The following is an 18,720-nucleotide window of genomic DNA, read 5'->3' as shown; positions in this document are numbered from 1 at the left end:
ATTTGATTATTAATCAAATTGTTTATATGATAAGAGTGGATTCAGTAATACCAACTCGAATAAATTGATTATATTTGTGGCGTTAATAGTAACAAAATAACATTAATCATTAATATTTAAAGAATATGGCTTTAGAAATTACAGACAGCAACTATAAGGAAATCCTTGCAGAAGGAAAACCGGTTGTAGTAGATTTTTGGGCTCCCTGGTGTGGCCCTTGTAAAATGGTGGGTCCTATCATAGAAGAACTGGCTATGGAGTTTGAAGGACAAGTAATCATCGGTAAATGCGATGTAGACGAAAATGGTGATATGGCTGCCGAATACGGTATCCGCAACATTCCTACCGTACTCTTTTTTAAGGATGGTGCGATTGTAGATAAGCAGGTAGGTGCTGTTGGCAAACCTGTCTTTGCCGAAAAAGTAAAGAACTTGCTCTAAGCGGTCATACTTATACCTATCACTTAATACTTAAATAATTATGGGACTGGAAGAAGATTTTTTTATTGCAGATGCTGACGACGAAAAGACCGTCGAGTTCATCAAGAACTATCTGCCTCAAGAACTGAAGGAGAAATTCTCGGACGACGAGTTGTATTACTTCCTTGATTTGATAGACGAATATTACGCTGAAAGCGGAATCCTCGATGCTCAACCCGATGAAGACGGTTATGTTAACATTGACTTGGAAGAGGTTGTAGCTTTCATCGTGAAAGAAGCTAAGAGTGACGAACAAGGAGAATACGATCCTGAAGATATTCTTTTTGTGGTTCAGGGAGAAATGGAATACGGAAACTCTTTGGGGCAGGTGGACTAACAACGTCCAGTCTCATTAGTTGATAAAATGAATAAAAGCCTGGAGGATGCAAATCCTTCAGGCTTTTATTCATTTTTGGTATTTGGGATGCAGATGAGAAGCATCTGCAAGAGATATTCTTTGGACTTAGTTGTTAAGGTGGCGATAATATAAAGGAGTAAAATATCGAAGCTCTGATGATGGCGACGTTCCTCTAGGAGATAAGAAAAGTTCCCCGTAGGGAAACCATAGTTTCCCCTTAGTACAACTGTTGTTCCCCCATAGGGGAAACTCTAGTTTGTTTACGGGGAAACAACAGTTGCATTACGGGGAAACTTTCTTTATATTTCTTCTAACGCATAATACTGATAATCCCTTAACACCGTCTGAAGGAATTTCTCTTGATTACCATCTCGCGGAGTGATGGAAAGAAGTGACTGCACCTTCTTGGCAAGTGCTGTAATGCGTCGTATTCTATCTTTTTCGCCGGATTCCAATGTCCGTGTAATCACATTTACTTGTTCCAGTGATAAATCCGCAGATTGTGGATAGACTGGATTATAATTTTTGGTCAGGTAATCGAATTCGTCAAGACTGACGTGTATCTTGCGATAGTTCTTTTCTTTAATCACCATAGTACCGGCAGCAAGGTCGCCTAGTCGTTGATTGTTTTTAGTAAGCAGAACAACAAAAATTCCTAAGCCACTTGTCAATGGCCCATCAATAATGAAAAGGAGCCAACGCAGCAGATAAGAACTGACGGTGGGAGTAGAGCCATCTACCTTAACAACACGTATATTCATCAACTTCTTGCCAAAGCTCTGTCCATGATTGAATGTCTCGCAAAGAAAAGAATAGCCAAGTATCGGTAAATAGATGATACACAGGAAAAAGAATGACCTGAATCCCGATGATAACCGAAGCTCCATTAATAGGGCAATTGTAGAATATACATAAACCACGATAAGGAAATAATCGATGACTAATGCCAGGAATCGCTCGCCGATACTGGCGGGTGTTTGGCTGATACGGACGAATTGTCCGGTGATTATCGTAGATTCTGCCATTTATGGTTAAACATTTTTAGGATTCCGTTGCAAATATAATCTAATTCTCTTACTTTTGCTTCTGCTTTCGGACAAAACTTATCCGAAAACTCTTGAAAAGCATGAAAGAAGTTACGTTTATCCGTCGGAACATTGAAAAATGGAAAGAGACTGAAAAGGTAGTGGAGCGGGCGGGAAGCCTGTCCCCCGACCAACTCGCCGACGCCTATACGGATCTGACTGCTGACCTGGCATTTGCCCAGACACACTTCCCCGCATCCCGCATTACGATTTATTTGAATAACCTGGCTTCGGCATTGCACAACGAAATCTATCGGAACAAGCGCGAAAAGTGGGGGCGAATTATTACCTTTTGGACACGGGAAGTTCCGCAAACAATGTATGACGCACGCCGTGAACTGCTGACTTCCTTTCTTATTTTTATATCCAGCGTACTGATTGGTATATTATCTGCCGCGAATGATCCTGATTTTGTCCGTTTGATTTTGGGAAACGGCTATGTAGATATGACGTTGGAGAATATAGCCAATGGAGAACCGATGGCGGTATATGGCGGCTCTTCAGAAGTTCCTATGTTTTTGGGAATTACGCTTAATAATGTGATGGTGTCTTTCAACTGTTTTGTAATGGGAATATTCACCAGTTTCGGTACAGGATATATGCTTCTGTCCAACGGAATTATGGTAGGAGCTTTTCAGACCTTCTTTCATCAACACGATTTGCTTTGGGAATCCAGCCTTGCTATCTGGCTGCACGGAACGCTTGAAATTTGGGCAATTATCGTAGCCGGTGCTGCCGGATTAGCTTTAGGCAACGGATGGTTGTTTCCCGGAACTTATTCAAGACTGGAATCTTTCCGGAGAGGAGCGAAGCGGGGACTGAAAATAGTAATTGGTACTGTCCCTGTATTTATTATGGCTGGCTTTATCGAAGGCTTCATCACCCGTCACACCGAACTTCCTGATATGTTGAGGCTGGGTGTGATCCTCACTTCTTTAGCATTTATCATTTTCTACTATATTTATTTACCAAATAGAAAAAAACATGGAATCACAGAAACCTAAGATTGCGATGTACGTAAAACGCCCCTTCGGCGAAAAGTTGAACGCTTCTTTTGACTTTATAAAAGAGAATTGGAAACAGTTGTTCAAGTATTCAACGTATCTGATGCTCCCTATCTGCTTGATTCAAGCTGCTAATTTCAGCGGGTTGATGGGAAGTATGATAGACATGAGCGCTATGCAGTCCGCAGGAAGAGTGAGCGACAATCCTTTCGCTATGTTGGGACCTACCTTTGCATTGAATTATGCGGGAGTTATCTTCTTTTCATGTTTAGGTGCCTTGCTGTTGACCTCCTTGATTTATGCAATGGTGCGATTGTATAATGAGCGTGAAGAACGATTGAACGGCATTGTATTCAGTGACATAAAACCGTTGTTGCTTCACAATGTCAAGAGATTGTTTATCATGGGAGTAGTTATTAGCTTCTTACTTATCTTTGCCATTATTATAATAGGCTTATTGGCTTGGCTGACTCCTTTTACATTACTGCTTACTTTCCCGTTGCTGTTTGCTTGCATGATTCCTTTGGCTTTGATGTCACCTATCTATTTGTTTGAGGATATTTCAATGGGCGAGGCCTTCAAGAAAACATTCCGTTTGGGATTTGCCACTTGGGGAGGAGTCTTCCTGATTTTGATTGTGATGGGAATCATTGCCAGTGTACTGCAAGGAATTGTTTCTATTCCGTGGTATGTTATCTATATTGTGAAAATGATTTTTGCCATGAGTGACGGTGGCGAAGTTGCTTCATCTGTCGGACTGAACTTTGCACAATATCTGTTCTCTATTCTTATGTTGTATGGCTCTTATCTATCAGCAATATTCAGCATTGTCGGACTGGTTTATCAGTATGGCCATGCATCCGAAGTAGTAGACAGCATTACAGTAGAAAGCGATATTGACAATTTCGATAAATTCTAAAGCAACTCCCGAATAGATGAATATCACTTCCCCGGCTGATACATTGGTCTGTGATACGGCGCAGATTGCCCTTTGGCAGTCCGATCCGGCATACAACTATAACCGTGAGCTGATTACTCCCGAACTTAACCTGTTCGAGTGGTTCAGCAAACAGTTCGGGGAATTCATGCGCAAAATATTCGGCAGCCGTTTTGCTGAAGAATATTCAGGGCTTATCCTGATATGCATCGGTATTATTATCCTGCTCCTGATTATTTGGTTCGTCTACAGAAAACGTCCCGAACTGTTCATGCGTTCACGTAAGAACGCATTACCTTATACAGTAGGGGAAGATACGATTTATGGTGTAGATTTTCCGGGAGGGATTACCGATGCGCTTTCCCGTCAGGACTATCGGGAAGCGGTACGTTTACTTTATTTGCAGACATTGAAACAGCTAAGTGATGCGGAACGCATTGACTGGCAACTTTATAAAACGCCTACACAGTATCTTGCTGAAGTACGGTTGCCGGCTTTCCGCCAGCTTACCAATCACTTCTTGCGAGTGCGTTACGGAAACTTTGAGGCAACGGAAGAACTTTTCCGCACCATGCAGACCTTACAGGAAGAAATAAGGAAAGGAGGCGTTTCATGAAAGCGAGTCGTTGGTTTATCGTCTTTATTGTAGCTTTCCTGCTGATAATGTTTGCGATAGAGTATAATCTGCCGAAGAAGTTTGTGTGGACACCTACTTTTAGTCACTATGACGAACAACCTCTCGGTTGTGCGTTGTTCGACAGCCTGCTGTCTTCTTCTTTGCCGCATGGCTATTCCCTGTCTAAGGAAACCTTCTATCAGATGGATGAAGACACGGTAGACAAGATGGGAATATTGGTGATTGCCAGTAGCTTGTCTATGGTGAAAGCGGATGTAAATGCTTTATTGAAAATGGCGGAACGGGGTAATAAGATAATGTTGGTGAGCAATAACTATCCTAAATTGCTGGAAGATACGTTGGGATTTTATTGTACCTATTCCCATTTTAATGCGGCTGCTTTCAGGAAATACGCTTCTTCCATTTTCAGGAAAGACAGCATTTATTGGGTGGCCGATTCTGTTTATTCCCGTCAGTTATACCGTTGTTATCCGCAATTCTGTAATTCCAGTTTCAGGCGTTATGATTCGCAGGTCGTACGGAAGTTGGCAGAAAAGGATATGACGGATGCTATCGGTGACGCGTTGGATGATTCAGATTCGGTAAAAGTGTACAGTAACTATCATCCGTTGCTGGCGATGGCCCGCCCGTGGGGTGAGGGAGAAATCATACTTGTATCTACTCCGTTGTTGTTTACGAACTATGGAGTATTGGACGAAAATAATGTAAATTATATATTCCGTCTGTTATCGCAGATGGGAGAACTTCCTATTGTCCGTAGTGAAGGATATATGAAAGCGACGGCACAGGTGCAACAGTCACCTTTCCGCTATCTGCTTGCGCACCAGCCGCTTCGTTGGGCTTTGTATCTGACGATGATTACCATCCTGCTCTTTATGATATTTACCGCAAAGAGAAAGCAGCGAGCCATTCCCGTTGTCCGTGAACCGGCCAACAAATCACTCGAATTTACTGAATTGATAGGTACTCTTTATTTTCAGAAGAAAGACCATGTTGACCTGATTCGCAAGAAGTTTGCTTACTTGGCAGAAGAGTTGCGGAGGGAAATTCAGGTGGATATAGAGGAAGTGGCGGATGACAAACGCTCTTTCGAGCGGATTGCCCGGAAGACAGGGATGGATGCTGAAGAGATTGCTAAATTTATCCATGAAGTCAGGCCGGTGCTTTACGGTGGACGTGCCATTGACTCGGAGCAGATGAAAGTGTTTATTGATAAAATGAATGAAATAATCAATCATATCTAAAGAAGAAATTTATGGAAGAGAATACAGAACAGCGAGTGGATTTAACTCTCTTTTCCGAGAAGATACAGGAGTTGAAAGACCGGATTGCTTCCGTCATTGTCGGACAGGAGCAGACGGTGGATTTGGTGCTGACGGCAATTCTGGCTAACGGTCATGTACTGATAGAGGGAGTGCCGGGAGTTGCAAAGACATTGTTGGCACGTTTGACGGCTCGCCTGATTGATGCTGACTTCAGCCGTATCCAGTTTACGCCGGACTTGATGCCGAGTGATGTATTGGGTACGACGGTATTCAACATGAAAACCAATGGCTTTGATTTCCATCAGGGACCGATTTTTGCGGATATCGTATTGGTTGACGAAATCAACCGTGCCCCTGCCAAGACGCAGTCGGCTCTGTTTGAAGTAATGGAAGAACGTCAAATCAGTATCGACGGAACTACGCACCGGATGGGTGAACTATATACGATTCTTGCCACACAGAATCCTGTGGAGCAGGAAGGAACGTACAAACTTCCCGAAGCGCAACTCGACCGTTTCTTGATGAAGATTACGATGGACTATCCTTCCCTTGAAGAGGAAGTGAATATCCTTGAGCGCCATCATACCAATGCCGCATTGGTGAAACTGGACAACATCACGCCTTCCATCACAAAAGAAGAACTTCTGTCGCTTCGTGCTTTTATGAATCAGGTATTTGTAGACCGTACGCTGCTTCAATACATCGCATTGATTGTGCAACAGACGCGTACCAGCAAAGCGGTGTACCTGGGAGCTTCTCCACGTGCATCCGTAGCCATGCTGCAATCTTCGAAAGCATACGCTCTCTTGCAGGGACGGGACTTCGTGATGCCGGAAGACATTAAGTTTGTAGCTCCTTACGTGCTTCAGCATCGTCTTATCCTGACTGCGGAAGCGGAAATGGAAGGATATTCTCCTGTGAAAGTGACGCAGAGATTGATTGATAAAGTAGAGGTGCCTAAGTAAACGGAAGACGGAAACTTCTGCTTATTAAAAACTTACTACTTAAAACTTGGAACTTAATACTTAGAACTTAAAACTTAATATCCTTGTATTTAACCCGTCGTTTCTATATTGCCCTCGTCATAATTATCCTCTTGTTGGGTAGTGGATACGCCTTTGCTCCGCTTTTTGTCATCGGGCAATGGGTACTTTTTGCCTTTTTCTTGACTGTACTGGCGGATGGTTATCTGCTTTATTCTATTCGTGGGATTCAGGCATTCCGACATTGTGCCGACCGTTTCTCCAATGGTGACGAGAACGAAGTAAGTATTCGGGTGGAGAGCAGTTATCCGCGTCCTGTTTCTTTGGAAATCATTGACGAAATCCCTTTTATATTTCAAAAACGAGATATTGACTTTCGTGTAGAACTCCGGGCAAATGAAGGAAAGACAGTCAGTTACCGTCTTCGCCCTACTCGTCGGGGTGTTTATTCTTTCGGGCATATCCGGGTTTTTGTAACCGGGCGGATAGGTTTGGTTTCCCGTCGGTACACTTGCGGCGAACCGATGGATATAAAAGTATATCCGTCTTATCTGATGCTTCATCAGTATGAATTGCTGGCTATCAGTGATAATCTTACCGAACTGGGAATAAAGCGTATTCGCCGGATAGGTCATCATACTGAATTCGAGCAGATAAAGGAGTATGTGAAAGGCGATGATTACCGTACGATAAACTGGAAGGCGAGTGCCCGTCGGCATGAGCTTATGGTGAATGTTTATCAGGATGAGCGTTCACAGCAGATTTATAATGTGATAGACAAGGGTAGAGTGATGCAACAGGCTTTTCGCGGAATGACTTTGCTGGATTATGCGATAAACGCTTCGTTGGTGCTTTCGTATGTGGCAATGCAGAAAGAGGACAAAGCGGGATTGGTGACTTTTGATGAGCATTTCGATACGTTCGTTCCTGCTTCCAAGCAGCCGGGGCATATGCAGACATTACTTGAAAAACTTTATAGCCAGAAGACAACTTTCGGGGAAACGGACTTCTCGGCTCTTTGTGTGCATCTGAATAAGCATATCAGTAAGCGAAGCCTGCTGGTGTTATATACGAATTTCTCCAGTATATCCAGTATGAACAGGCAGTTAGCTTATTTGAAACAACTGAATCGCCAGCATCGTCTGCTCGTTGTCTTTTTCGAGGATGCTGATTTGAAAGAGTACATAGCTACTCCTGCCAAAGATACGGAAGGCTATTACCGTCATGTGATTGCAGAAAAGTTTGCTTACGAAAAACGACTGGTTGTTTCTACCTTGAAGCAGAATGGTATCTATTCCTTATTGACTACACCGGAGAACCTTTCGATTGATGTGATTAATAAGTATTTGGAGATGAAAGCACGGCAGTTGCTTTAGACATAAGAACAAAAGATCATATTTCTGTAATCTTTTGTGCTTTTGCTCTTTTGTCTGAAAAAAAAGTTACGTCAAAGAGTGATGGCTTTCCGAGTCTCTATAAAAAAGAAGACAGCCATGCCAATAATGATAATTCCCAATATGCCATAAAAGAGCCGTGCCCGGTTTCGTCCTACGTTCCGGATAATGGTCTGTGCATTGCGCGTTGTGAAGAACCAGTCCCAGTTGAGCAATGACGCCAGCAGGGACACAATTCCTGCCAGCGCAAAGATTCCTTGTACGATATATTGTCCGGTCATAGTTTGATAACTCTGCTTCCGTCTTCCAATTCTTCAATCGTCACTTTCACAGCGTCACCCGGAAGTAGTTCCTCTACAAGCTCCGGCCATTCGATGAAGCAAAGAGCGCCGCTGTAGAAATAATCTTCGTATCCCATGTCGTACACTTCGCTTAGTTTCTTGATACGGTAAAAGTCGAAGTGATAAATCAATTCACCTGACTCGTCCGAACGATATTCGTTGACGATGGCAAAGGTAGGGGAGCTGATAACGTCTTCCACGCCCAATTCTTCGCAGAGTGCTTTGACAAATGTCGTTTTGCCGGCACCCATCTTTCCGTATAAAGCAAATACAGTGTTGTCGCCCATAGCAGCGATAAATTCGCGGGCTGCTTCATGGATACTTTCCAGTGATTGAATTTTGATTTCCATATACTAATTCTATTATAATGACTATTTCCTGCAACAACTCTTTCCTATTTTGCAAACAGCATAAATCAGGATAGAGAAGAATATAATGGAAGCTCCCGAAGGGACTTTCCAATGATAAGAAATGAACAACCCGCCCAGGCATCCCAAAAAGCCGATACCGATGGACAGCCAGATTATTTTCTTGAAACTGTAAGTGAATAAGTTGGCAGTCATCTGCGGAATGGTGAGAAGGGAGATGGCTAGCACGATACCTACCATGCGCAGACAGGCTACTATCGTCAATGCGATAAACATCATCAGCACATATTCAAATATCTCTACCGGAATCTTCTGTGAACGCGCAAACTCACGGTCGAAAGCGATATATACGATAGGTCGGATAAACAGGTAAAAGAATCCAGTCAATATCAGCGCTAATATACCAAGCATCCATAAGTCAGCCTGATTGATAGTCAGGATATTCCCGAAAAGATAGGCGGAGAGGTCGGGAGCGAATCCCGGCGACAGAAAGCTGAACATGATACCTAATGCCATTCCCAACGTCCAGAATACGGCAATAGCGGAATCTTCACGCATATCTTTCCGCCTGCTAAGCCATTCGACGCCAAAGGCGGACAGCACGGAAAAGACAGCAGCAGAAAGTATCGGGGAAATTCCCGCAAACAACCCTAATCCTATCCCTCCAAAAGAAGCATGGGTAATTCCGCCACTGATAAATACCAGACGACGAGTAACGATGTATGTACCTATAATCCCGCAGGCAATACTTGCGAGCAGGCTCCCTAACAGGGCATGTTGAAAGAATGTATATTGTAGTAGATCCACTGATTTAATTTACTAATTATAAGTTCTGAATTACGAATCTGATAAACAAGGTCTATGTTTGTCAGTCTTCTTTCTTCTCTACGATTCTTCTTTCTCCGATAATCAGGAACACTTCATCTTTGAGGTCGTCCGGCAATTCGATGCCACGGAGTTGAAGGCTGCGTACCCATCCGGCCACTTCATCATCTTTGGTGGTATACAGTACATCCCGAAACAGTTCTGTCTCATCTTCCGTGTACGCATTCCCTTCGCGACCTATGAACAGATCCAGTTCTTCGTCATCGTAATATTCTACCTTCTTGCTGACAGCAGCCAACAGGCTATCTTTTTCGCACACTTCATGTTGTCCGCAACATTCGGTATCCACTTCCTTCACTTCCGGCATGCGGTCTAGTTCGCCTCTCTCTATTTTCTTTTGCAGTCTCTTGTTGCGGATGATTCCGGCTATCAGTGCGATAACACCCAGCAGCACCAGACTTATAATGAGTATCCACATAATCGTACTAAATCAAATTTCTGCAAAGTTACTTATAAATTTGCATTCAGTAGTGATAACATTCAGTGATTATTAAAAAATCCCGTATATTTGTGATGATAAATCGAATGACTATGATACAGCGTAGGCTTTGCCTTTTATTTCTTTTACTTGAAGTTACTATGTTTGCCTATTCGCAAGGATTGTTATTCCAAGCTAATGACAGGCAGATAAAAGAAAGGACTTCTCTTCAGATATTTGAGGAAGGGGAAGTACCTTGTTTCACCAAAAACTTTCAGTTGAGCTTTGAATTATCCATTCGTGATTTTGATACTTTCGGATATGTATTTCTGTTGAAAGAGAATCAGGGAAAGACGAAATACAGTTTCACATATACTTATCTGGACGGTGATAACAGCACATTCAAGTTCAATACGGATGGAAAGGAGAATCATTACTCCCTGAACTTACGGAATGACGCATTGGCATATCAATGGATTCCGGTGTCGTTCCAGTTTGATTTACAGCAAGATCAACTAACCATCCATATCGGCAACCATGAAAAGATAATTAAATCTTTAGGATTGAAAGGCGACTTTTGTCCCCAATTATTCTTTGGACGCCATGATTACATTCTGGATATACCCACTTTCGCAATCCGGAATATGAAGTTGGAAGGTGATAAAAGCTATTCATACACTTTCCCGCTGAATGAGAATGAAGGGGGAGACGTACATACCTCTACCGGGAAAGTATTGGGTACGGTCATTAATCCCGTTTGGCTTATCAACGGTTCTTATCATTGGGAAGAGCTTTTTGAATATCGCTCTCAAACCCCTTCCGGCATCACCTTTGAGCCGGATAGTCAGCGATTGATTGTTTTCAATCAGGACTCGCTTCTTACCTATAATTTACTGAAACGTCAGTCACAAACTTATCCTTATGCGAATAAGCTGCCTGTAAAACTGCAACTGGCAACTCACTTTATGAATACCACCGATGGAAAACTCTATGTATATGAGCTGAACAACCTGCCATTGGGCGATGCCACCGTGGCAGCTCTCGATTTGGACAAGCGAGAATGGAAGCAAACGGGTACAGCTGCTTTGCCTGTACAGTTGCATCATCACGATGGCTTTTGGGACGAAACTTCCGGGAAGTATCTTATATTCGGCGGATTTGGTAATAAGCGTTATAACAATACATTTCTCGAATATGATATTGCCACAGACCGGTGGGATAGCCTTTCCTATTCCGGTGATTGGATTGTCCCCCGTTATTTCTCAGGCATGGCAGTAAACAAGAGCCGGGAACATATTTATATTTTCGGAGGGATGGGGAATGAGTCAGGCGAACAAAGTGTAGGCAGGAATTATCTCCAGGATTTCTATTTGCTCGATAGAAAGCGAAATGCCATAAAGCGCCTATGGCAAAATGCTTCTGAACATCGTCTTGTCGTTGCGCGGGATATGATACTGACACCCGATGAACAATATGTGTACGCCCTGTGCTACCCGGAATATATTTCGGATACCTATCTGCAACTTTATCGTTTGACGGTTGCCGACGGAACCATGAAGATATTGGGTGATTCTATTCCGATGCGGTCTGAGGAGATTATGACGAATGCGAATCTTTATTATAATCCGTTGACGCATGAGTATTATTGTACGACCACAGAATTTGATAAAGAAGGCCATTCGGTCATTCGGACCTATGTGTTATCCGATCCTCCGGTTTCTTTGGAAGAGATTCGTTCTTATGGTTCAAAGTCTTCTTTCACCCTTCATTGGGGATGGATTCTCGCAAGTGTAGGTGGAATAGTACTGATCTGTGCCGGATTCTTCTTCTTCGGTAAACGGCGGAAGCACTTCAAAGAGAGTGTTTCGGCACAAACCCCTGTACTTGCGTCGACCTCTGTTCTGAAAGAACCGGTAAAGAATGCTTCAACGAAGAATACACTTTCCAAAGAAAAAGCATACGAGTCAATCGTGCGCTCCAACTCGATTTATTTATTCGGCTCTTTTACAGTGATTGACCGCAATGGACGTGACATAACCCATTTGTTTAGCTCGCGCTTACGGCAGGTGCTTGTGTATATTTTGCTTCACAGTACCCACAATGGTGTTCTGTCAGCTTCTTTGAATGAAGTGTTTTGGCCGGATAAGCCGGATGATAAGGTTAAAAACCTGAAAGGGGTAACGATTAATCAGATACGTAAGAACTTGACAGAACTGGACGGAGTGGAACTTGTCCATGATAAAGGCTATTTCAGGTTAGTATTAACAGACTGTTATTGCGATTATTTCCGTTTCCGTGAATTGAAGAATGCCGAAGAAGTGGAGAGCGAACTGGGCATCTTATTGATGCGCGGCAAATTTCTGGAAGGTATGGATGCGGGGATATTGGATCATTTTAAACAGAAGGTAGAAGAATTCCTGTCTTCATTCCTGCCATTGGAAATAGAACGTTTGTACCAACAGCGTAAGTATGATACCGTTATCCGTTTCTGTCATCTGCTCTTCCGGGTAGATCCGGTTAGTGAGACCGCATTGGCTTATTGTATGCATGCATTCCATTCTATGGGTTCGTCGCAGGAAGCCATTATGCAATATTCTCTTTTTGTCCGTGAGTATAAACAATTGATGAATGAAGATTATCCGGTTTCTTATGCTGACGTGATGGGCAGCAATCCCCTTTCTTTTCAGTAATATTCCATTGGTTAATGAAATATTTGGGCTTATTAACCCGTCATTAACCCGCCGCTAATAAGTTACTTAACCTTGCTACATTAGATTTGCAGCGATGTTATTTTACTTATTGTTTTATTTAAAAACCTAATACGTATGAAAACAAGATTCATTATGAAACTTAGTTTCCTTTGCTTGTTGGTTTGGTGTATGAGCTCGTGCAAGAGCGATAGCAGCGATTCAGTGAGGCCTATTGCCCTTGAATGTATGCATGCACATCTGACCGACATGACAAACATGCTTGATACCGCGAAGATCGGTACAAGCGACGGCACTTTCCCGTTGGCAAATGCCCAAAGTTTGCAGAAAGCTGTTGACGAGCTACAAAAGGGTATTTCTAAAGGTATGGCAGGACAGTTTGTTCTACAGTATGAGATTGACAACTACTGTATCTCTGCCGAAAAGGCGATTGCCGAATTTCTGGATTCTTATCAAGAGACATTGCAACCGGGGACACCAGCCGAATTGAAAATATTCGGTATTGACGGTAAGGGACGTATCGAATTCGGTTCCGACCCTGCTTATGGTGGTGGCACTACTTTTACAGTAGAAGGCTGGCTGAAGTATGACGCCGGTTTCTTCGAGTCGGGAATCGGAACTTTCCTCGCTACCTTTGATGGTAACCAACCCAATGAGGGATGGATGATTAATTTTTTAGGTTCTAATCTTCGTACCACTATCGGTATGGGGCCGCAAGAAGGCCGCGTCTTGGAAGAGGGACGTGCTTATCCCGATAATTTTGGAAAGTGGAATCATATTGTGACAGTCTGGGACGGTACACTTTCGGAAGGTCAACTGAAGATGTATATCAATGGTGAGCTATTCTTCAGCAAGACGAATGATGTGAAGAATGATGCCGGAGTATTGCAGAATTATATGCCTAATACACGCAACCGGAATATGTGGGCATTTCAGGAACCTACGGACAAAGCGCGCTGTATGACCGGATTCCTAAAGAAATTCCGTATGTGGAGCACAGCGAAATCTGCCGATGAAATCAAGTCATTAATGAACTCGGACGTGACAGGAACGGAAAGCGGACTAGTGTGCGCATGGGACTTTACGTCGGTGGCTGAGGATGTCACTAACATTCCCGACAAAACAGGAAAACATACTGCAAAGATTGTAGGAAACTACAAGTGGTTTAAAGCCGGAAACTAACCTTGATAAACAGACGAAGATTATGAAGAATAATACAATAAAGATAAGAGCTTTCCTTTGCCTGCTGTTTTTGGCGTGTGGATGGGTAAGCGTACAGGCACAACAAGTGCTTACGGTGAAAGGTGTTGTGGTAGATGCTCTGAAAGAGCCGCTACCCGGAGCCAGTATCCAGGTCGTAGGAATGTCTACCGGCACAGTGACCGATTTGGATGGAAACTTTAGCATTCAAGTGCCGAAAGGAAAAACGATTTCCGTCTCTTTTATAGGATACGTAACACAGGAAATCACCGTCAGCCAGAATCAGACTCAGTTGACCATTCAGTTGCAGGACGACTCCAAGCAGTTGAATGAAGTAGTGGTAATAGGTTACGGCACAGTGGAAAAGAAAGACCTGACAGGTTCTATCCAATCCGTAAGCAGTAGGGAATTGAGCAAATTAGTTACCACTGACGTAACCGAGACGCTGAACGGACGTGTCGGCGGGGTACTGGTGAACAAGACTTCCAACCGTCCCGGCTCGGATACGAAAATAGAAATCCGTGGTATCAACTCTTTTAATTTCTCCAACGAACCCCTATATGTGATTGACGGAGTACCCTCACAGACAGGTATGCGGCATTTGAACGCCGCCGATATTGAGTCCATCGACATTCTGAAAGATGCTTCTTCCAGTGCCATCTATGGTTCGCGGGGTGCAAACGGTGTGGTGATTATCACTACCAAAGGAGCTAACAAGCGTCAGGGATTCAGCATTGACTATGCCGGTTATGTAGGATTCAAGACCCCCACACGTATTCCTGAAATGATTGGTAATATGGGGAACGGTATGGAATATGTGGATTACCGCACCGCTTTGTGGAAAAAGAAATACGGAGATGCTTCTTTGAACCGTCCGGACTTCCTGACTACTGATGAGAAACGTCGTATCAAACATGGTGAATATTATGACTGGTTGCGCGAGCTGTCTCAGAATGCATTGACTACCAGCCACTCTATCTCTGCTACCGGTGGAACGGAAAAACTATCTTTCTCTTTTGGCTTGGGATACTTGAAGGACGATGGTATGGTAGGTGACGAAAGTTTTGAGCGTATCACCGCTAACATCGGATTAGAATATCGCTTCTCGGATAAAATCAAAACGGGAATCAATAGCTATATCTCCTTGAATAATACGAATGAAGGAGCCAATGACGCATTGATTAATGCGTATTTCTTGCCGCCTACGGTCAGCCCGTATGATAAAGACGGAAGCTATCTGTTTAATTGCCAGCCTACTTCCAGCAAGATTAATCCGTTCATTCAGATTGAAAATAATAAAAGGGAGAAAGAGGCGAACTATACAAACTTCTCCGGCTTTCTGGAATATCAACCGATTAAAGGGTTGAAGCTGAAATCACAAGTGGCAGTCCAATATGACTCGGATGTAAGCGGAGAATGGGTCGGAACGATGACACAAGCTAAGGGCGGACTCAACGCGCCGGAAGCCTATCGGAGCGAAGGACGGAATATGAACTGGGTGTGGGATAACATTATCACCTATGATAAAACATGGAAAAACATTCATCGCTTGAACGCTATCGGTCTGTACAGTGTGCAGAAAGAAACCCATAAAGGTTCGTCAATGCGCGGTGACGGTCTTCCTTACAATTCCGACTGGCATGCGATTGAAACGGCCGAAGAAATCCGTGACGTGAAGAGTTACTACTGGGAATCATCCATGCTTTCTTTTATGGGACGTGCCAATTACACGTTGATGGATCGCTACTTATTTACAGTAACAGGCCGTTATGACGGGACTTCACGTTTGGCTACCGGAAATCAATGGGGATTTATGCCGTCGGCAGCTATCGGTTGGCAGATGAAGAATGAAAACTTCCTGAAAAATGTAGATTGGCTGAATAGTTTGAAACTTCGTGTCAGCTGGGGTAAATCGGGAAATAACAGTATCGACCATGATATCACCTGGACGAAACTGGACTTGGCACATTATATCTATGGTGGGAAAGGAGAAAATGCTTTCGGACTTGGCGACCGTAAAGGTAACAAAGACCTTCGTTGGGAGATGACTTCGGAATGGAACTACGGTATTGACTTCGGATTCCTGAACAACCGTATCAGCGGTACGGTTGACGTGTATAGCCGTACTACGAAAGATTTGATATTTGCCCGTTCGGTAGGCAGTCTCAACGGGTATGCTTCTATCCTTGAAAACGTAGGAACTTCATCCAATAAAGGGGTGGAAGTCGGTTTGAATACGGTAAACGTTGCCACGAAAGACTTTACGTGGAAGACTAATCTTACTTTCTCACTGAACCGCAACAAGATTGTAGACCTCTACGGAGATAAGAAGGACGACTTGGCAAACCGCTGGTTTATCGGTCAGCCGATGAAGGTTATTTACGACTTGGAGAAAGTCGGTATCTGGCAGATGGAAGACAAAGAACTGGCAGCGAAGTACGGACAAGTGCCGGGGCATATCCGGGTAGCCGATCTCGATGAAAACTATGTGATTGATGAACGCGACCATAAAGTTATCGGCACTCCGTCTCCCGACTGGACGGCAGGTATGACCAATACCTTTGCTTATAAGAACTGGGACTTCTCTTTCTATATGTATGCACGCATCGGAGGTGTCTATAATGATGACTTCACGTATATGTTTACCGCATGGGATAATGAGCATTGGAACAAACTAAATGTGAAATACTGGACTCCTGAAAATCATAGTAACGAATATCAGCAGATTGGTGCGCAATCATACCATACACAGGTATTAGGTAAGATTTCCGGTTCGTTCCTGAAGGTACAGAACATAACGTTGGGATATACTCTCCCCGAAAACTGGATGAAGAAGATGAAGATGAAAAACGCACGCGCTTATATCAATGTGCAGAATCCGTTTACGTTTACCGACTATCTCGGTCCGGACCCGGAAACGATTGGCGAAGATGTGTATAAATCTCTGTCGCTCTATCCGATGACGTTTACTTTTGGAGTGAATTTAACCTTCTAAATACTTAAAACCTTATGAAACGACTAAAAGAACAAATCAAATATGTGGCATTGCTGGCAGTATGCTTGCTGAGCGGATGCTCCGATTTTCTAGACAGTTATAACCCTTCGGCAGTAACAGACGATTTCTACAACACGAAAGAAGGGCAACAGAAATTGCTGACTGACATTAATGCCCGTTATCGCAGTGTCTTTAATACGGGTGAACTGCAATATTACGGAACAGATATCTATATGGCTATCTCCGAAGAACCTGCCGAACGTATGTTCAATGGCTATGACAAGACTTTCAACTCTACTGCTCCCATCGTGGGCGATTATTGGAAGGTGCTTTATAAGATTGCGCAGGAAAGCAATATCCTGCTGAACCGTTGTACGCCCGCTATTGCAGGAAATGAATATACTTCGCTGACTGCGCAAGCCCGCTTCTTCCGGGCGATGGCTTACTATTATCTGGTCGAAACCTTTGGCCCCGTACCCTTACTGACTGAAGAGAGTACGGAAGTAATTCAAAAGGCGGAACGTACCAGTGAACAGGCTATCTACACTTTTATCATTACTGAGTTGAATGATATTAAAGACCAGTTGGATATGACTACCAACTCCGCAGGAAAAGTGACCAATGCGGCAGTACTTCATTTCTTAGGAAAAATGTATCTGACACGGGCATATAAACCGTTTGCCGACGCTAATGATTTTTCCGATGCAGCTACGACATTTGATCTACTGATAGAAAATCCTTCTTCGGGCTATGCTTTGCAGGAGAACTTCGCGGCTTTGTTTGATGAAAACAACCAGGCAAATTCCGAAGTAATCTGGGCTATCCAATACGGACTGGATAAGAATTACAGGGGAGGAGGAAACCCGCAGCAGGCACAGTTTGGCTTTAGCATAACGGCATTGGAACCGGAACTGTTTACGAAGAACCAAAGTGATTACTCTAGCGCTTCCCGTAAATACTGGGTGAATCCGAAAGCTCATGAACTCTATGCAAATCCCGAAATAGACACTCGTTATGATGTTACTTTTGAACGTGAATACTACATCAATAATCCGGATAATGCCGACTATGGCAAATTGGGAATCTATTTTCCCCGCTGGAATGATAAGTCGGGCATGAGTAATAATGCGAAGAAATTCTATCCGTTCAAGCAGGATGATGAATATGTATGGTATCCGCAATCCACGGCATTGCCTGTTTTGGAAATCGCTTCAGACCGTATGCCTATGATTCGGAAATTCAAGGATACAAAGATACAATGGGGTGAAGGCGGTTCTCGCGAAGATGTGATATTCCGTTTGGGAGATACTTATTTATTGTGTGCTGAGGCTTATCTGGGCGCCGGAAATAAGAAACTGGCAATAGAGAGAATCAACAGCATACGCAAGCGTGCAGCCAAAGACGCAACTGCTTATGAGGCCATGAAACTGACGGATTTGAATATCAATGTCATTATGGATGAACGTGCACGCGAATTGATGGGAGAGCATGACCGTTGGTTTGACTTGAAACGTACTCAGACATTACTCACACGTGTACCTGCATACAACCCGTTTGTGGTGAAATATGATAATTTGAATAAGAATCATTTGCTACGTCCCATCCCGCAGGATGAACGTAACAAGGTCGATGGATTATCTCAGAATGAAGGTTATTGATAAAT

17 protein-coding genes are annotated in these 18,720 nt (G+C 43.4%); 12 read left to right on the top strand and 5 right to left on the bottom strand.

Annotated features, from left to right (window positions below):
- The first annotated feature begins 125 nt into the window (after nt 1-125).
- Together trxA and HC965_RS23025 are read left to right on the top strand one after the other, a co-directional pair.
- Nucleotides 126-440, top strand: a complete 315-nt coding sequence (trxA, locus tag HC965_RS23030; RefSeq protein ID WP_191033672.1) for a thioredoxin — start codon at nt 126-128, stop codon at nt 438-440.
- A gap of 40 nt (nt 441-480) precedes the next feature.
- Nucleotides 481-816, top strand: a complete 336-nt coding sequence (locus HC965_RS23025; RefSeq protein WP_191033671.1) for a hypothetical protein — start codon at nt 481-483, stop codon at nt 814-816.
- A gap of 320 nt (nt 817-1,136) precedes the next feature.
- Here the strand turns inward: HC965_RS23025 and HC965_RS23020 are convergent, their stop codons facing one another.
- The gene (locus tag HC965_RS23020) at nt 1,137-1,862 is read right to left on the bottom strand and encodes an RDD family protein (RefSeq protein WP_191033670.1); all 726 of its coding nucleotides are present in this window, start codon (nt 1,860-1,862) and stop codon (nt 1,137-1,139) included.
- A gap of 101 nt (nt 1,863-1,963) precedes the next feature.
- Here HC965_RS23020 and HC965_RS23015 point away from each other — a divergent pair, with 101 nt between their 5' ends.
- The 6 genes from HC965_RS23015 (at nt 1,964) to HC965_RS22990 (ending at nt 8,124) form a co-directional block, all read left to right on the top strand.
- On the top strand, nt 1,964-2,926 hold the full coding sequence (locus tag HC965_RS23015; RefSeq protein WP_191033669.1) for a stage II sporulation protein M: 963 nt from the start codon (nt 1,964-1,966) through the stop codon (nt 2,924-2,926).
- The gene (locus HC965_RS23010) at nt 2,907-3,845 is read left to right on the top strand and encodes a hypothetical protein (RefSeq protein WP_191033668.1); all 939 of its coding nucleotides are present in this window, start codon (nt 2,907-2,909) and stop codon (nt 3,843-3,845) included. Before HC965_RS23015 ends, HC965_RS23010 begins: the two co-directional genes overlap by 20 nt.
- Before the next feature lie 16 nt (nt 3,846-3,861).
- Complete coding sequence (locus tag HC965_RS23005; RefSeq protein WP_191033667.1) at nt 3,862-4,479, top strand: DUF4129 domain-containing protein; 618 nt, start codon at nt 3,862-3,864, stop codon at nt 4,477-4,479.
- Entirely contained in the window at nt 4,476-5,744 is a 1,269-nt protein-coding gene (locus HC965_RS23000; RefSeq protein WP_191033666.1) for a DUF4350 domain-containing protein, read from the top strand. The genes HC965_RS23005 and HC965_RS23000 overlap by 4 nt, the downstream gene beginning before the upstream one ends.
- 11 nt (nt 5,745-5,755) lie before the next feature.
- Nucleotides 5,756-6,730 (top strand): MoxR family ATPase, encoded by a 975-nt coding sequence (locus tag HC965_RS22995; protein WP_191033665.1) that lies wholly within the window; start codon nt 5,756-5,758, stop codon nt 6,728-6,730.
- An 83-nt stretch (nt 6,731-6,813) separates the two neighbouring features.
- The gene (locus HC965_RS22990) at nt 6,814-8,124 is read left to right on the top strand and encodes a DUF58 domain-containing protein (protein ID WP_191033664.1); all 1,311 of its coding nucleotides are present in this window, start codon (nt 6,814-6,816) and stop codon (nt 8,122-8,124) included.
- Nucleotides 8,125-8,195: 71 nt separating this feature from the next.
- Here the strand turns inward: HC965_RS22990 and HC965_RS22985 are convergent, their stop codons facing one another.
- From HC965_RS22985 to HC965_RS22970, 4 genes are all read right to left on the bottom strand, one after another.
- Entirely contained in the window at nt 8,196-8,423 is a 228-nt protein-coding gene (locus tag HC965_RS22985; RefSeq protein ID WP_191033663.1) for an immunity 17 family protein, read from the bottom strand.
- Nucleotides 8,420-8,833, bottom strand: a complete 414-nt coding sequence (tsaE, locus tag HC965_RS22980; RefSeq protein ID WP_191033662.1) for a tRNA (adenosine(37)-N6)-threonylcarbamoyltransferase complex ATPase subunit type 1 TsaE — start codon at nt 8,831-8,833, stop codon at nt 8,420-8,422. The genes HC965_RS22985 and tsaE overlap by 4 nt, the downstream gene beginning before the upstream one ends.
- 21 nt (nt 8,834-8,854) lie before the next feature.
- On the bottom strand, nt 8,855-9,658 hold the full coding sequence (locus tag HC965_RS22975) for a metal ABC transporter permease (RefSeq protein ID WP_022140326.1): 804 nt from the start codon (nt 9,656-9,658) through the stop codon (nt 8,855-8,857).
- Between the two features lie 61 nt (nt 9,659-9,719).
- A complete protein-coding gene (locus HC965_RS22970) occupies nt 9,720-10,154 on the bottom strand; it encodes a phospholipase (RefSeq protein ID WP_191033661.1) in 435 nt (144 codons plus the stop codon).
- A 113-nt stretch (nt 10,155-10,267) separates the two neighbouring features.
- Between HC965_RS22970 and HC965_RS22965 the strand changes: the two genes are divergently transcribed.
- The 4 genes from HC965_RS22965 (at nt 10,268) to HC965_RS22950 (ending at nt 18,715) form a co-directional block, all read left to right on the top strand.
- Nucleotides 10,268-12,844 (top strand): kelch repeat-containing protein, encoded by a 2,577-nt coding sequence (locus HC965_RS22965; RefSeq protein ID WP_191033892.1) that lies wholly within the window; start codon nt 10,268-10,270, stop codon nt 12,842-12,844.
- Between the two features lie 135 nt (nt 12,845-12,979).
- Nucleotides 12,980-14,044: a LamG domain-containing protein gene (locus HC965_RS22960; protein ID WP_191033660.1), complete on the top strand. Its 1,065-nt coding sequence runs from the start codon at nt 12,980-12,982 to the stop codon at nt 14,042-14,044.
- A gap of 22 nt (nt 14,045-14,066) precedes the next feature.
- Nucleotides 14,067-17,057, top strand: a complete 2,991-nt coding sequence (locus tag HC965_RS22955) for a TonB-dependent receptor (protein ID WP_191033659.1) — start codon at nt 14,067-14,069, stop codon at nt 17,055-17,057.
- A 14-nt stretch (nt 17,058-17,071) separates the two neighbouring features.
- Nucleotides 17,072-18,715: a RagB/SusD family nutrient uptake outer membrane protein gene (locus HC965_RS22950; RefSeq protein ID WP_191033658.1), complete on the top strand. Its 1,644-nt coding sequence runs from the start codon at nt 17,072-17,074 to the stop codon at nt 18,713-18,715.
- The last annotated feature ends 5 nt before the right edge of the window (nt 18,716-18,720 follow it).

The sequence above is a fragment of the Bacteroides sp. GM023 genome, from assembly GCF_014750685.1.
In the GTDB taxonomy this organism is placed as follows: domain Bacteria; phylum Bacteroidota; class Bacteroidia; order Bacteroidales; family Bacteroidaceae; genus Bacteroides.
This window is presented reverse-complemented; position numbering and strand designations above follow the sequence as displayed.

What these genes read in the sequence shown, in the direction of transcription:
- trxA (WP_191033672.1), top strand. Translation starts at nt 126, where the DNA reads ATGGCTTTAGAAATTACAGACAGCAACTATAAGGAAATCCTTGCAGAA.
- HC965_RS23025 (WP_191033671.1), top strand. Translation starts at nt 481, where the DNA reads ATGGGACTGGAAGAAGATTTTTTTATTGCAGATGCTGACGACGAAAAG.
- HC965_RS23020 (WP_191033670.1), bottom strand. Translation starts at nt 1,862, where the DNA reads ATGGCAGAATCTACGATAATCACCGGACAATTCGTCCGTATCAGCCAA.
- HC965_RS23015 (WP_191033669.1), top strand. Translation starts at nt 1,964, where the DNA reads ATGAAAGAAGTTACGTTTATCCGTCGGAACATTGAAAAATGGAAAGAG.
- HC965_RS23010 (WP_191033668.1), top strand. Translation starts at nt 2,907, where the DNA reads ATGGAATCACAGAAACCTAAGATTGCGATGTACGTAAAACGCCCCTTC.
- HC965_RS23005 (WP_191033667.1), top strand. Translation starts at nt 3,862, where the DNA reads ATGAATATCACTTCCCCGGCTGATACATTGGTCTGTGATACGGCGCAG.
- HC965_RS23000 (WP_191033666.1), top strand. Translation starts at nt 4,476, where the DNA reads ATGAAAGCGAGTCGTTGGTTTATCGTCTTTATTGTAGCTTTCCTGCTG.
- HC965_RS22995 (WP_191033665.1), top strand. Translation starts at nt 5,756, where the DNA reads ATGGAAGAGAATACAGAACAGCGAGTGGATTTAACTCTCTTTTCCGAG.
- HC965_RS22985 (WP_191033663.1), bottom strand. Translation starts at nt 8,423, where the DNA reads ATGACCGGACAATATATCGTACAAGGAATCTTTGCGCTGGCAGGAATT.
- tsaE (WP_191033662.1), bottom strand. Translation starts at nt 8,833, where the DNA reads ATGGAAATCAAAATTCAATCACTGGAAAGTATCCATGAAGCAGCCCGC.
- HC965_RS22970 (WP_191033661.1), bottom strand. Translation starts at nt 10,154, where the DNA reads ATGTGGATACTCATTATAAGTCTGGTGCTGCTGGGTGTTATCGCACTG.
- HC965_RS22965 (WP_191033892.1), top strand. Translation starts at nt 10,268, where the DNA reads ATGATACAGCGTAGGCTTTGCCTTTTATTTCTTTTACTTGAAGTTACT.
- HC965_RS22960 (WP_191033660.1), top strand. Translation starts at nt 12,980, where the DNA reads ATGAAAACAAGATTCATTATGAAACTTAGTTTCCTTTGCTTGTTGGTT.
- HC965_RS22955 (WP_191033659.1), top strand. Translation starts at nt 14,067, where the DNA reads ATGAAGAATAATACAATAAAGATAAGAGCTTTCCTTTGCCTGCTGTTT.
- HC965_RS22950 (WP_191033658.1), top strand. Translation starts at nt 17,072, where the DNA reads ATGAAACGACTAAAAGAACAAATCAAATATGTGGCATTGCTGGCAGTA.